The sequence below is a fragment of the Schlesneria sphaerica genome, assembly GCF_044336245.1.
Taxonomy (GTDB): Bacteria; Planctomycetota; Planctomycetia; order Planctomycetales; family Planctomycetaceae; genus Schlesneria; species Schlesneria sphaerica.
In genome coordinates, this window is record NZ_CP172346.1 from 4,081,786 (window position 1) to 4,097,153 (window position 15,368).

At 57.6% G+C, this 15,368-nt stretch carries 7 protein-coding genes; 2 read left to right on the forward strand and 5 right to left on the reverse strand.

Annotation, left to right across the window (positions count from 1 at the left end; all coding sequences use genetic code 11):
- Positions 1-219: 219 nt before the first annotated feature.
- From ACGY09_RS14790 to ACGY09_RS14805, 4 genes are all read right to left on the reverse strand, one after another.
- On the reverse strand, positions 220-669 hold the full coding sequence (locus ACGY09_RS14790) for a hypothetical protein (protein ID WP_397568333.1): 450 nt from the start codon (positions 667-669) through the stop codon (positions 220-222).
- A 666-nt stretch (positions 670-1,335) separates the two neighbouring features.
- Positions 1,336-2,496, reverse strand: a complete 1,161-nt coding sequence (locus ACGY09_RS14795) for an ROK family protein (protein ID WP_397568334.1) — start codon at positions 2,494-2,496, stop codon at positions 1,336-1,338.
- A 20-nt stretch (positions 2,497-2,516) separates the two neighbouring features.
- Entirely contained in the window at positions 2,517-3,977 is a 1,461-nt protein-coding gene (locus tag ACGY09_RS14800; protein WP_397571879.1) for a DUF1501 domain-containing protein, read from the reverse strand.
- A 189-nt stretch (positions 3,978-4,166) separates the two neighbouring features.
- A complete protein-coding gene (locus tag ACGY09_RS14805) occupies positions 4,167-7,157 on the reverse strand; it encodes a DUF1553 domain-containing protein (protein WP_397568335.1) in 2,991 nt (996 codons plus the stop codon).
- Positions 7,158-7,608: 451 nt separating this feature from the next.
- On the opposite strand from ACGY09_RS14805, the gene ACGY09_RS14810 reads away from it, so the two are divergent.
- On the forward strand, positions 7,609-8,535 hold the full coding sequence (locus ACGY09_RS14810) for a glycosyltransferase family 2 protein (RefSeq protein ID WP_373649462.1): 927 nt from the start codon (positions 7,609-7,611) through the stop codon (positions 8,533-8,535).
- Positions 8,536-8,994: 459 nt separating this feature from the next.
- On the opposite strand, the gene ACGY09_RS14815 is transcribed toward ACGY09_RS14810, so the two are convergent.
- Positions 8,995-9,786, reverse strand: coding sequence for a WecB/TagA/CpsF family glycosyltransferase (locus tag ACGY09_RS14815; protein ID WP_373649461.1), 792 nt, complete (start codon positions 9,784-9,786; stop codon positions 8,995-8,997).
- Between the two features lie 1,333 nt (positions 9,787-11,119).
- Between ACGY09_RS14815 and ACGY09_RS14820 the strand changes: the two genes are divergently transcribed.
- Positions 11,120-15,289 carry a protein kinase gene (locus ACGY09_RS14820; RefSeq protein WP_397568336.1) on the forward strand — a complete coding sequence of 1,390 codons (4,170 nt, stop codon included), beginning with the start codon at positions 11,120-11,122 and terminating at the stop codon, positions 15,287-15,289.
- Positions 15,290-15,368 lie beyond the last annotated feature (79 nt).

Below are 15,368 nucleotides of genomic sequence, written 5' to 3' on the forward strand. Positions count from 1 at the left end.
TAAACGATCGGAATTGCTGGGTTCCGTTCTGCCCGCGAAATTCCCCGCGCGAGTGACGAAGCCAACTCGTCCGCACGTGGACTGTTCCAGGGGCTGGAAGCGGGCGGGCTTGCAGGGAACAAAAAATAACCCCCCGCGATCGAGATCGCAGGGGGCTCGTGCATTATCGGCATTCAGAACCGCAGGGTGCAATGGAATGCGCGCCCACGGCTCGCTGAACTAGTTGCGTCGAAGTCCGCGAATCTTACTGTCCGCACGGAACAGGTTGGGGACGGGGTGATTGGCCTCGTGACGCAGCGTTCCCCGGTAGTGCGACCCCGACGGCGAAACAGGAGTACCGATCACCGTTGAGTTTGGAACAGTCTGCACCGGGGACACAATGGGGCCGGGAACAACATTCGACGGCGCCACCGGCGTTGTCACAGGTTGCGGGGCCTGTGAGGTTACTGGAGTTCCTGCGGGAATCGCTGATGGCACGACAGACTGGATATGAGTCTGAGCCTGTACGGGAACGGAGTGAATATGTTGAGTCTGCTGCACGGTCCGAACCGGTCCTCGATAGACACGGCGGTAATCGCCCGCTCGAACAGAAACTAATGGGAAGAGAGAGGTTGCCAGAGCCACAGCGGCGGCAATACGGATCGTTCTGCTAAATTTGATTGCTCTCATTGTAGTAATACCTTCCGTCTGGCTATAGTGGGGATCTTCTCCTTGTGACCGCGATACGACACAAGTCTGACTCGGATGCGAGGAACTAGTTTCGCAGGTACCGTGCCACACCCACGGAAGTGGAGAACGGAAGCCGCGCCCGACTCCCAAGCTGCTGGCAGAAAAAGAGTTGCAGCGCTACAGAATTGTCGTCTCTGCCGGTGTGCCGCTTTTGCACACTGTCAACGGGAATTGACGGCAGCTATTGCCGATCCCACCAAAAACCGTTGCTCTGCGGGACGGAATGTAGGTGTCAACTCCAGGTGACACTGTCGCGAGCTGTTGGCGCGGAACGTCCTATGACTGGCCTCGTTCCTTGGACTTGTTTATATACAAGTCGGAACTCCATCGGCGGAGATTGCCGATGTCATAATGAGTGCTAATTGTATTAGATGGGATGTCTGGATGCTAGCATGTTGTTAGCATATTTGAATGTTAGAAGATAGGAATGCTTTGGGCTGTTTGTCGTGGTTGGTGTGTGCACGTTGTTTGAGAGAAGAGTCGAATGCTATCGCGGCGTTCTCTGCCGGCATCAGAGAATCGCTTTTCTGGATTCACTCGAGATGTGCCGGGGCGAAGCGCCGTGAGTCACCCTCCCGGTGCTTGCAAGTGATGACCCTTCGTTGGCTAGTCCCCGAAAGTGGGGCCGAATGAAGTAAAAAGAGCATGAATGGCCGCGGCCGTCGCTCCTTGTGCTTTGCTGAAGCGTGAACGGCGGATGTGGCAGTCTGCCAGTGAGGGGGCCAGTGCACGACGTCGCGTTAATTCACACGTCAGCTCAAACAGGCCATCCTGAGCATCGAACAGCCGACCATGAACGAACAGGTGGGCGGGGTTGAAGATATTGATCGCGGCCGCCATGGCGATCGCCAGCGACTCGATGGTCGTGCGAAGCTGCCGTTCGCTTTCCAGTTGGCCGCTACGGATCAGCTGGACCGCCTCTTTGATATCGACGGCGCGGCCTGTCTGTTCGGAAATCAACTGCGCAAAGGACGAATCGGTTGCCACGGTTTCCAGGCAGCCGCGATTGCCGCAACCACAGATTCGACCATCGGGAACGACGGTCACGTGGCCCAGTTCTCCTGCCAGGCCGCTATGCCCTTCCACCAGACGGCCGGAACTGTAGACCCCCAAACCGAGCCCAGTGCTTGTCTCCAGCACGACGAAGTCATCCAGCGATTCCGGCCCGCCAAACATTCGTTCGCTGAGGCAGAGCGCCTGCGTTTCCTGATAAAGAACACATTCCACACCGACTCGTTCGAAAAGATCTCGCGTGGGGGAATGGCCATCCGTGACATGAAAGTTGGGGGAAAACGTACACTTCTGCTCACGCCGGTTGATCAGACCCGGTGCACTGATGCCGATCGACAATGTCCGGGCGGACCGTCGCATCAGGCGATTGACGGCGTGAGCAAGCTGGTCGATGAGTAACGAGTAGGTGCGTGGTGTCGCGAATGTCTCCATCGCCTCATCGTGATTAACGCCATCCAGTCCCGCAGCCACGACCTGACATTGCCGGGCGTCGATCACCACGCCGATGACTTGCGCGGCATTTCGTGCGAGCCTCAGAACCGTTCCGGGGCGGCCGAGGGCCACGGCGTGCGATTCCCCTTCTTCGACCAGGCCCGACTCAAGCAGGGCGGCGATCGCTTTGGAAACGGTCGGGCCACTGCTGCCTGTTCGTCGCGTCAGGTCGGCGCGTGTCGACGGGCCACTCTTCTGCAGGTGTTCCAACAGCCGACGGACATTCATTCGGCGCAATAATTGAGGCTGAATCAGCGGAGACATCGGTTCGGTCGGTTTCCTGCTTAAGCGAGAATAGCGCGAATGACATGTCCGTCGACGTCGGTCAGGCTCTCGTCGCGGCCCTGGTGGAAGTAGGTCAGCAGCTCGTGATCCAGACCGATCAGGTGCAGAATCGTCGCGTGGATGTCGTGGAGATGGGCCTTATTAACGACCGCCTCAAACCCGAAGTCGTCCGTCTCGCCATAGGCCGTTCCCCCTTTCACACCCCCGCCCGCCATCCACATCGAAAACCCGTACGGGTTATGGTTTCGTCCCGGTTCGCCGGGACCTTCACTGAATGGCATTCGCCCAAATTCTCCCCCCCACACGACGAGCGTTGATTCGAGCAAACCGCGTTGCTCAAGGTCTGTCAGCAGGGCGGCGATGGGCTGGTCGACTTCGGCAGCATGCTGCCCATGATTGGTCTCGATACTCTTGTGAGCGTCCCAGGTCTCTTCGAGATGACCGCCGCCTGAGTAAAGTTGAACGAACCGAACACCTCTTTCGACAAGTCGGCGAGCGACCAGACAGTTGCGGCCGTACTCGTCGGTCGGATGCTGTCCCACACCGTACATCGCCAGTGTCTGGGGCGTCTCTTCTGAAAGATCGACAGCTGCAGGTGCTTCTGCCTGCATGCGATAGGCCAGCTCAAACGAGTTGATCCGCGCTGCCAGATCTTGTCCACCCGGTCTGGCATCCATGTGTTCCTGATTGATCTTTGCGAGCAGATCGAGTTGCTCACGCTGTGCCGCCAGGTCCATGTACCCCGGGCCACGGAGGTCAAACATGGGGTCACCGACAGACCGGAACAAGGTCCCGGCGTAAGAACTGGGGATGAAGCCGCTGGACCAGTTCGGCTGGCCCCCGATCGGACCGCCCCGTTTGTCGAGAATCACGACATAGCCGGGCATGTTCTGGTTTTCCGACCCCAGACCATAAACGGCCCAGCTTCCCAGCGAGGGGCGTCCGATGAAGGTCTTGCCGGTGTTCATGGCGACCAGCGCCGAACCGTGCGCATGGCTGTCGGTATGGCACGAACGGATCACGGCCAGCTTGTCTGCGTGCTCACGCACTTTCGGAAAAAAGTCCGAGATCAAAAGCCCGCTTTCGCCACCTGGTCGGAAGGGGCGGAAGGAGGGCGTCAGAAAGCCCACTTTTCGGCCGCCGGAGTTAATAAAGGTTTTTCCTTCAGGCAGTGGCTGGCCCGCGTACTTCTGAAGTACAGGCTTGTAGTCGAACGTATCGACCTGACTGGGCCCCCCGTTCATCATCAGAAAAATGACGCTCTTAGCTTTCGCCGGAAGCTGCTGCGGTCGCGGGGAGAGAGGGTTGGCCGACGGTGCGGGAAAAACCGCGCCGTTGCCGAACACACGGTTCTCGTGCATGAGACCCGCCAGAGCCAGGCCCGCGAAACCGCCTCCCATCTCCCAGACAAACTCGCGTCGCGTCAGTTGGCATGGAAAGGGGTTCTGCGGGTGTGTCATCGGTGTGTCTCCGGATCTGACATCGGGAAGGGCGAATTGACCTGTCATCGAATGTAAGGTTTGAGCGAACTTGTCTGCGGGAGCGACGATCGCAACGAGGCAGGTGCCACTCATTTAATTTCGCTGCGATTAACCACGAATGGGTGAGGGGCTCCAACGGGATAAGATGCCGCCCATCGTGCAGCTGCTTTAGTCCACATAGATAAACTCATTACTGTTCAGCAGGACGTGACAGAGCGAGGCCAGGGCCAGCTCGTGGGGCGAAGGCTCTGCCGGTGCTGCAGAGAGGGGAATCTCGTGCCGTTTGGACAGTTCGCGTGTCAGGGCGATCCGTTCTTCATCCGACAACGATCGATCGAAGACGATGATCTCTGCCAGATCCCCCTGCCAGTATTCCCCATCGATGTTACCCTGCTGACCCAGCACGTAGTTCGTGCCGAGGTTGCGCGGGGCGAGGGGAGTCGACCGGCTGGCCAGTTCCGTCAGATTCTCGAAGATGCGGGCATCGTTTGCATTCGACTGGCCGATCAGCAGGAAGGGTTCTTTGCCCGAACGGAGTTGACCGACTCCCGAAAAATCATCGCTGAGTCGAACGGCTGACTTTGAGGTGGTACCGAAAAACAGCGACGTCCCAGAGTTGCCGGCACCCCCGTTCCAGTTCGAGAATAACGTGCGGTGACCCTCAGTCCCCTGGTCACGGGCAACCGCCACGAGGGTGAACTGCTGTGACGTCACTACTTGTCCCTCGAGATGCAGGAACTGCCGTCGTCCATCGAATCGGATTACGGGTTTTCCGTTGATCCCATCGGCCACCCACTGGGGACGGCGATCCGGGTCTGGTTGAGTGGCATTGTGGTTTCCTTCCGAGTCGTCCTTCCAGCGAATGACTCGTCCACTTGCATCTCGCTCGATTCCTGCACTGGCTTGCAAATGCAGGGTGACACCCCGCTGCTGGATGTCGACCGGTTCTGTCTTCTTCGGTTTCGGCAGATGGGAAAATCGCTCGAGCTGCTTCGTCAGATGCGCTTGAGCGGCCGCGATTTCCGTGGGGGAGGGGAGCCGTCCGAGGGTTGTCTGCCAGGCGGCTTGGATTCTCGCCTGATCGTCCGGTCCCGCCAGGCCTTCGATCCGTTTGGACAGCAGGCGACTTTGCTCGTGCACGAATTCGTTGTTCATGAGCGCAAGGGCCTGTGGTGCGACGGTGCTGACGTCTCGCTGGCCACAGGGAAGCGTCGTTTCGACAAAATCGAATGTTGTCATCAGCGGGGGTAGCAGGCCCCGCTTGGAATACATGTACAGACTTCGCCGACGCTGCTCGTCCGGGGGGGACGCGTTCCAGGCATTCGACTTCATCGAAAGTCCTTCCAACGCTTCGGCACTTACGGTCGGCTTGAAGCTGGGGCCCCCCATTCGCAAGTCGATCGCACCACTCACCGCGAGCATTCGGTCGCGAATCTGTTCCGCGTCTAACCGGTGACGATCGAACCGCCACCAGAGTCGGTTACCGGCGTCAGCTGATTCGATCTGTTGGGCTGCTGGATGAAGGGACGATTGTCCATAGGTGTTCGACAGGACCAGCAGTCGATGAATGTGCTTCGGCCTCCAGCCTTCCTGCTGGAATTCACTGGCTAACCAGTCCAGCAGTTCGGGGTGGCTGGGAAGATCGCCGGTGAATCCGAAGTTGTCCGACGTTCGGACCAGCCCTTTTCCAAAATGAGACTGCCAGAGGCGATTTACGAACACACGCGCCGTTAAGGGGTGCGCTGGATCCGTGATCCACTGGGCCAGTTGCCGTCGGCGCTGCGATGAGTTTTCTGTCGGGCGGGGCGTCGGAACTGCTGAAGTGAGTGAGGCAACGATAGCGGGTGTTCCAGGGCTGACGACCGCCATGGGCCGCTTGGGGTCCCCCTTCTTCAGCATCCACAAGTCAGACGGCGTTGCCGTCACGTCGGTCCACCCGAGTACATCAAACCCCAGTTCCTCCTTCGAGGGGCCTCCCAGAAGTTCCCGCTGCCGGGCTTCGATTGGCCCTGCCCAGAATGCGGCAGCGACCTTGTAGTAGTCTGACTGCAGGATGGGATCAAACTTGTGGTCGTGGCAGCGGGCACACTTGACCGTCAGTCCGATGAACGAGGTACAGGTCACATTGACCAGGTCTTCGAGCCGATCATATTTGTACTCTTCAGGATCATTCGGCTCGTCGTTCCAGGTCCCTAGGCGCAGGAAACCGGTGGCGATAACCGATGACTCGGTTCGGTCGGGAATCTCATCCCCGGCGATCTGTTCGAGGATGAAGCGATCGTAGGGCATGTCTGCGTTCGCTGCGTTGACGACCCAGTCCCGGTACTTCCACGCACCCGGCTTCTCCTGGTCCCGTTCGTAGCCCGACGTTTCTGCGTAGCGGGCCAGATCCAGCCATTGACGGGCCCACCGCTCACCGAAATGGGGCGAGTTGAGCAGTCGTTCGACAAGCTCGGCTTTAACGACCCCGTCTGAACGAGGGTCTTCGACATAGTCCGTAATTTCTTCCGCCGTGGGGGGAAGACCGATGAGGTCGAAGTAGAGTCGGCGAATCAGAACGGCACGCGGCGCAGGGGGAGCGGGAGAGAAGGAGGCTGCCTCCAGGCGGGCCAGGATGAATGCATCGACGGGATTCGCAACCCAGTGCGGGGCTTTGACGCCGGGAATTGACGGTCGACGGACGGGTTGGAGTGACCAGAAGTCACGCCCCCCTCGCACGTCCGTCGTCCGTTCGTACGGGTCGAGGACACGTCCTTCGGGCCACGCGGCGCCCGACGAAATCCAGGCGGTCAGAATCTCGATTTCCTCCGGCGGCAGCGGGCGGGGCTGACCTTTTAAGGGAGGAGGCATTTCGCCGCTGCGGACACGACTCAGAATGAGATTCTCTTCAATCGGAAGTCCCGGTTCGAATGCGGGACCGCTATCGCCCCCTTTCACGATGTTTCCCAGTTTCGTCAGCGAGAGCGATCCTGAACTATCGTGATCAGAATGACATTCGAGACATCGTCGGACGAGGACATCCGCGACTTTCTCAAACGATTCGGACGCCCCCTTCAATTCGCCCTGACCGCTCAAGCCCGTCAGCACGAACAGGAGGGCAGACAGGAAGAGCCACCTGAAACGGCCCGAAAGCCCACGAAAATCAGAGAGCGGCGACATGATGGGAGCCTCATCAAGCGTGCGGGAAACTCAAGAGGGATATATTTAAGAAAGTTTAGAAATTAAAGTCAACGCCCCAGTGATGCGCAGAGTTTCTGTGAGCTGAACTGCCGGTTACGACGGAGGTGGCAATGAGAGAGTTTGTCCGGAGTGGCGAGCAATCCGATTTCACACCGCGACGATGGGTGGCCCGCTCCACGCTCTTCAGGGTGCCGAACGGCAGGGGGATGAAGGCCCAATCGAAGCTCGGTTCCGGGATGATTTTGGCTGCGATTTCACAGTCGTGGGCGACCTGTACAAGTGTGTTGACCCCTCTCTCAAGGGGCGGGTACGATACGACCATGGTTTTCTCAACCAGCTCCGGCCACGCATCTCTCATCAGGTCCGGGAGTGGATCGCTGCGGCAGTGGTCGCATGCGCAAAGCCGATTGAAACTGCGGAGAAATTTTGCATGGCCGAAGTGAGCATTCTGATCGTGTGCTATAAATCGAAGGACCTCATTCGCCAGTGTCTGGATGGGGTCTACAACCACACGACAGGAGTCGACTACGAGGTCCTGCTGCTCGATTGCTCGAACGACGGCACGATGGATCTCGTGCGGCAGGAGTATCCCAAGGCGATTATTATTGATAATGATCAGAACCTTGGTTATGGACTGGGGAACAATGTTCTCGCAGCGCATGCGAGCGGCAAGTACATCCTTCTGTTGAATCCCGACGTGATCATTTCTGACGACGCAGTCGGTGAGCTTTATCGAACTGCCATCGCGATGCCCCGTGCCGGGGCCGTCGGGGGCTGGAATCAGTTACCGAACGGGCAACGAGATCCCGGCTGCCGCCAGTTTTTACCGACAATTTCTCGGATTCTGGTGACCGCTCTGGGAGGGGCGAGGTTCCTCAATGGTGCTTTGAAAGAGGGGGAAGTGAAAGCCCGGGAAGTGGAAACTTTGTCCGGCGCATTCATGCTCGTCCGGGTCGATGTCTGGAAAGAGATTGGTGGCTTTGATCCCAGCTTCTTTATGTATTCCGAGGAAATGGATCTTTGCTATCGTCTACGGGGACTCGGCTGGTCCATTATCATGACCCCTCAAGCCCAGGTGATTCACCTGGACGCCGGAGGGCAGGGGAATACACCGCGGCGAGTCCGGTTACTGACGACTTCTCGAATGCATTTCATCCGCAAGTATTGGGCGCTTCCCAAAGTCTGGCTGGCCGGGTTTCTCACCTGGCTGCATGGACTGATTCGAGTCGCGATTGGGGTCGCGGCCTTTCCCTTTACGGGAAAAAAGTGGCCGAGAAATCTCGTGGAGGCCTATGCGCCGGTCGTCTTTATGCCGGGAAAATGGTGGTGGGGCTTTCACGCGAACAATCGCTCGTGACCGCATGCCGTCGTGTGTGAGTGAGCTCCGTCCGGAGCCTTCATCGAGGCGCGTCGGCGGGAAAGGTGTTGGCGCTGAGAGGGATGTGGGCGAGGTGTGGGTGTGAGAAGGGCTTGAAGAATCTGCGGACGCGCCGGAACTCCGAAAATGAACGCGGTGCGAATCAGGACAGGGTGAAGGTCCGGCTCAGGCAGCGGCCCCTGCGGGGCTGAACGCTGAAGCTCGCGTTCGCCTCCGCAAATCTCCGTGCAATCACAGCTTGGCAGCCCTGCGGGCCCCTCTCTTAAGAGTCGGTGTTTTGGCTGTCGATTCGTTGCGACCCCCATCCGGCCTCGAGGGTACCTGCATTGGCAGGTGTCTGAACGTAACTGCTCAAGCTCTCGCCGCCATCCGAGTTCTCGCTCGCCGAGCGGGCGGATGGGTGTCCGAGCCTGCTTGGGGTCGAGACGGGTGTGTCGATCAAACGTGGTCGTAGACGGCAATACTGCCCGAGTCAGGTCTGCGCGCGACTTTCGGTGTCGGTGGACTTGATGTCCGAAGTTTGATCTGCAGATTTGTCATCAGCCAGAAGATTCGGGGGCCGCGGACAAGATAACGCCACCACATGCGGCGGGGGTTCTGAAGCAGGCGGTACATCCACTCCGAACACATGGCCCGCATCCACACCGGTGCGCGTTGTTCGGTCCCGGTGAGGAAGTTGACCGAAGCACCGATACACAGGGCCAGTCCTCGGGCAACCCCCCGTTCTGCTAATCGACTCGCGAGGATTTCCTGCTGGGGTGATCCCAGAGCGATAAGGCAGTAGCGGAAGGGGCTGTGTGCTTCGACGAATTCGAGGCACTTCAGAACTTCTTCTTCCGACTTAATAAACCCCATTGGGGGGGTGTACTGTGACAGATTCGTGAGACTGTATTTGTTTTCCAGAAAGCGGGCCTGTTCAGGGGTCGCGCCAACGATCAGGACGGGATCGTCGGGCTTGATCACCTTTTCGAACAGCGATTCGGTCAGGTCGCTTCCCGGGCAAACGGGGATGTGCATTCCCTTCGTCAGGAAGAATGCGAGTGACAGAAAGCGGCTGTCAAGCAGCAGGTACGTCGCGTTCTGGCAAAGCGTGAGAAACGCTTCGTCGTCATTCAGGCGGATCAGATGATCCGTATTGGGGGTTACGACGAACCCGTACCGGCTATCGCCGAAAGAGGCAACAACGTCCAGAAACTGCGTAATGTCATAGTCGTCAAATGTGTGAAGCATGGGGCATGCCTCCTGTAGAAAGCCGCTGCCGGTACGGACGTAATCTGTGCGTGTGTGTACTGCGGTAAAGCAGCCAGGCTGAGCGTTGCTGGGCTATCTTTATTGGTCCCAATGCTGGGGTCATTGACGCCCAGGTCCGCCTAGGGGACGGGAGAAAGATCGAACGCTTTCCGAATGCTGAGCCTGCCCCGGAAAATGCCAGAATATGTGTGGCAGAAACCAATGTGACAAATTGTGACACCCGGTTCTGCTGGTGAAGAGGATTTGGGTCATCGAGCCGGGTAGCCAGAATCGAGCTAACATGGAAGCTGCTCTGTGTTCACAAAGTCATGTACACGAAAGTTTGCCGCAGACAATACGGGTGTATCGTGTACTTCTGTTCTATGATAGGCGGGGTACTTCTAACTTTCAATCACAAATTTTTTTCGCCGGCGACAAAGACGAACCTGCTGCCAGGGAGCGTCCCCGAAGACCTTTCGGACCACAGAATCAAGGGAAAAATGGAAGTCCCCACCGTTGAGTGCAGCGCGCTACGTTGACTTAAATCTTCTCAAGTTAAGGGAATGCAAGAGAGCGATTTGTTCTGGTAGCGATTGATGGCTCTCTTCCTTAATGGGTGCGGATTGCCGACACGGCTACGTCCCAAAGTTCAGCGGTAATGGGTTTGCGAAGGTGGAGCGGGCAGGGGTATGTATGGATGATGCGGTATGCATCGCATGGAATGGGAATAGTGTACAGTCGAGGTGTTATCGGCTGTTCCCGCTTGGGGTAGTCAATCTGTTTGTACGAAAATGTTGCAATATGTTGGCGAGTGGCTACTTCGTCGAGCTTTTTTGGTAGATGGGCGGCCCGGTTTTGCAACCGACATCTCCCTGCTCGCGACGGCAGATGTCGGGGAATGCCCCTTAATTGCGGACGCGAAGTGGGAGCCGAGGGACCGAGATTTCTCCGTTTTGTCTCTGCTGTCCCAGCAATTCCCGGCGGCTCGACGATTTTAGCAGGGTTGCATTTACGTCTGGAACGATCTCAAATGTGACTTCAGTTCAATGCAACCGGTTGAACGTCAGGCGCGGATCAGATTTATCTGAGGTCGTTGGAGTTCGGGTAGTTCTTGATCAGCCGCGTGGTGACAAAAGTCTGTCACCACATGGAGTAAAAACGGATCGGACGTCACGCGACGATTTGCTGCTGTTGATGGCCTGTACGGATTTCGTTTCGTCTGATGAAAAGGGCCTGGGGCGCATCCGTATTCACGAGTCAGCGACTCACGGGATCGACGCCGCAAAGTTCGACCGCCAGGTTTCAGCAGCATAGTTCAGCGGGCGATGAGGAAGTGTCAAACGCAAAAGACATCGATGGCACTCAGAGCACGACGCCCCCTTCGCAATCCGTTGAGGGAACTCCTCGCAATCTCGTTTCAGAAGTTGTGTCACTTCCCGCGAATTTGGCACAGGCGGCCCCCCAACCTACCTCCCCCGTTCCGGTGCAGCTTGGGCGTTTTGAAATTCGCAAACAATTGGGGACGGGGGGATTTGGTGACGTCTTTCTGGGGTTTGACGCCACTCTTAAACGCTTCGTAGCGATTAAGTATCCCAAAGACTCGCTCTCTGAGGCCGCTCTTCAGACGTTCCTGGGCGAAGCGCAACGGCTGGCTCAGTTGCAGCATCCGGGTATCGTCGCAGTCTACGATATCGGGCGAGTTGACGACCGTTGCTACATCGTGACCGAGTTTCTGGAGGGGCAGATCCTTGATGTCCAGCCGGGAGGCAGCCCCGCTCCCTGGCAGCGCTGTGTCGAAATTGTCAGTCACCTGGCCGATGCTCTGGGGCATGCCCATTCCCGGGGGATCATGCACCGCGACATCAAGCCGTCCAACATCATGCTGACGGTCGACGGACGATGCGTGCTGCTGGATTTCGGACTGGCTGTACATGATCTGGAGCCGAGTCGATCGGAAATCGCCGGGACTCCCTCTTACATGTCGCCGGAACAGATCCGGGGTGAGTCGCATCAGATTGATGGCAGGTCTGATATTTTCTCTCTCGGTGTGATCCTGTACGAACTGCTTACCGGTCGACAGCCATTTACTTCTCCCGACCGAAAAGCCTTGTTCCGCAAGATCCAGGAAGAAGACCCCGTACCAATTCGCAGATGGAATCCGCTGGTTCCGGTCACGGTTGAGTCGATTTGTCGGAAGGCACTGAACAAGAGACGGGAAGATCGATTTTCGACGGCGGACGAACTGGCAGAAGCGCTGCGTAGTGTTATCGGCACCAGAAAAGCGGTGTTCGCACCAGAGAGTCTTCTGCGGAAACCGGACACGAATCCCTCTGCTGGCGGCCCCCTGACGGCGCCTCTGATTCCTCCCAGCAATTTCGCTCGAGATTCCTCCCCGTTACGCCCCCTGAAGGAAGCCCAGTTCCGGCTTGTGACACTTGTCGGTGTTCGGCTGAGTCTCGGAAAGCAGAATCGAAAGCCCGGCACTCAACTGGAATTTCTCAGGGGGTTTACCCCCGCTGTCGCTGCTGTTGCGGAAAAGGCTGGCGGGTGCATCAGCAGTTGCTCGGAATTCGAAATCATCCTCTGTTTCGGGTTCCCGGTGGCTTACGAAGACAGTCTCTTACGGGGGATTCGCTGTGGGATGCAGATTCTGAAGCTCGGAGAAGGGATTGAAGTGTTTCCGCAGCGACACCAGCTGCGAATTGCCGTTCATTCCGGGTTCGCTGTGGCGGAAGAAACGGTGGATGGGATCGAGATACTGGGCGAGCCGGGGAAAATTCTGAAAGGCCTGCTGCAAGTGGTCCCGTCTGCTGAAGTGACGGTAACGGAAGGTGTGCACCGATCCAGCCGTGTCTACTTCCAGCAGGATTCGCTGGGGGCTGTTCCCGTCCCGAATCTGGCAGAACCACTTTCGCTGTACCGGGTCATCAAAGAAGCCCCCGTTACGCTCAATCGTGTCGAACTGGTCGATCTGGTCAATCTGACACCGCTCGTCGGGAGAGACACCGAGGTCGCGATTCTGAAAGACCGCTGGGAACAGGCGGTGGAGGGGATGGGCCAGATCGTCCTGCTGATCGGTGAGGCAGGATTAGGCAAGTCACGCCTGATTCGCGAAATTCGCGAAGGCGTCACGGCCCTGAGCGTGAATCCCGACATCATTGAATTGCGCTGTTCGCAGAATCATCAGTCGACGGGATTGCACCCGATGATTGAGCATCTGACGCATCTGTTGCAGTTCGACAGACACGTTTCGGCCGAGTCACGGCTGCAGGCCATTGATCGCTATCTGCAATCTCTGAACCTCTTGACGGACTTGAACCGAATCCTGTTGGCCCGACTGCTTGAGGTTGATGCCCCCCAGCTGGCCCCTTTGGAAGGGAATGGTCGTAAGAAACGCGAACTGACGACGGCTTTGCTGCTGTCTGTGTTAAAAAGCAGAGCCATTCTCAGGCCGGTGCTGTTCATCGTTGAGGACCTGCACTGGGTGGATCCAACGCTGCTGGATCTGCTGACAGCCATTGTTGAGAATTTTGATCAACATCGCACGCTGAGCATCTTTACGTTCCGACCCGAGTTTGAAACGCCCTGGAGAAGTAAGCCGCATCAAACGCAAATCGCTTTGAATCGCCTGAATCACCGCCAGATCCGGGACATGCTTCATCGGCGGCTCCACCGACAAGATCTTCCCACACGTCTTGTTGAACAGTTGGTCCAGCGAACGGACGGCATCCCTCTGTTCATCGAAGAATTCTCGAAGCTGCTCGAGGAAAGTGGATCGCTGCAGGAGACCACCAGCTCCCGATCGTCGCTTGGTCAGGCCATCCCGGAATCGCTGCAAGACTTGCTCATGGCGCGGCTGGACCGCATGGCGAGCGACCCGAGTGTCATTCAACTGGCCGCGGCGATCGGACGCGAATTCAGCTACTCACTACTTTCCGCGGCGACGTCAATGTCGCCACAGGATCTTCAGGCAGAACTGATCAAGCTTGTCACGGCCGAAGTGCTGTTTCAAAAAGGGAATTTTCCGGATGCGAGCTTCCTCTTCAAACACGCCTTGTTACAGGATGCCGCTTATAGCTTGATGATTAAAAAACGTCGGTGCGCCGTTCACGCGTCGATCGGGGCGGCGATTGAAGCCCATTTCCCCGATCTCGCCCAGCACCAGCCGGAACTGGTCGCTCACCATTTCACGGAAGCCGATATGCCGGAAAAGGGGGCGGAGTACTGGCTGAAGGCCGGGAGAAAGTCGCAGGCCCAGTTCGCCAATATTGAAGCGATTAATCACTTGAATCGTGGACTAATCGTCCTCGCGTCGATTCCGGAATCACCCGAGCGGGATCAGCGGGAACTGAACTTCCAGCAGGTTCTGGCCCCCGTCCTGATGGCGGCACGCGGCTGGTCAAATTCCGAGGTCGGCACCGCGATCCAGCGAGCCAGTCAACTGGTAGCCCGGTTCGAATCGATCGAAGATCGGTTCTTTGTTGAGTGGGGCTTGTGGAGCTGGCGACTCATTCGAGCAGAGATGGACTTTGCGACTCCACTCGCCGCAGAACTGGTTGAATTGGCAGGGATTGCTCCGGCCGATTCGGGCTTGCTGCCGGAGGCATACTGGACGGTCGGTTGCACGGCATACTATCGAGGTCAAACCCAGTCCGGTCTGAAGATGCTCGACCAGGGGCTGAAACTGTTCGACGAGGAGAAGGATCGCACTCACTCACTGAAGACCGGACAGCGCTGTGGCACCATGTGTCGTACCCATTCCGCTTTAGCGCTGTGGGAACTGGGGTTCCCCGATCAGGCCCTGCGACGCTCAGAAGAAGCGGTGCGGATAGCAAAGGCCCAGAACCACCCCTTCACTTACGCGATGGCCCTCTTCTTCCGCAGGCAGGTCTTGGATTACTGCGGATTCACGGATCAAGCTCACAGGGCACTGGACGAGGAATACCGACTGTGCCAGGAGAACGGCTTCACGTTTGTGGGTGTTCATTCCATCCTGGGGCGGGGAATCCGGTCACTGAAACAAGGGAGAACCGATGAAGCCCGCAAGTATTTTCAACATGGACTGGCCACGCTGAAGACCACCGGCGGACATTTGTCGATGGACCATCCCTTCAGCATGGTTGCACAGGCTTATCTGGAGGCAGGGCTTCTGGAAGACGCTCATGAATGGCTGCGCCGCGGGTTTGAACTAATCAATGATCTGAACCTGCGGCGTAAAGAGAGTGAGTTCTATCGACTGCAGGGACTGGTCGCGATCGCCGAGGATCACCTTGCTGCGGGCGAAGAGTATCTGCAGAACGCGGTGGACGTCGCGCGGCTGCAGGGAACTCGATCCTGGGAACTTCGCGCGACGATCAGTCTGGCCGAGCTCAAAAAATCTCAAGGAAATATGGAGGAAGCCCGGCAGATGCTCGCGCCAGTTTACACTTCTTTCACAGAAGGGCACACCACGACCGATCTGATTCGGGCGAGAGCTTTTCTGGAACAGGATGCGCTTGCATGAGTCGCTCAAGCGGCACCGTCGGGTGGCACGCACGCATTCGTTCTCTGCGGTGTTATGGTTCGCCATGTTGACCGTGCGC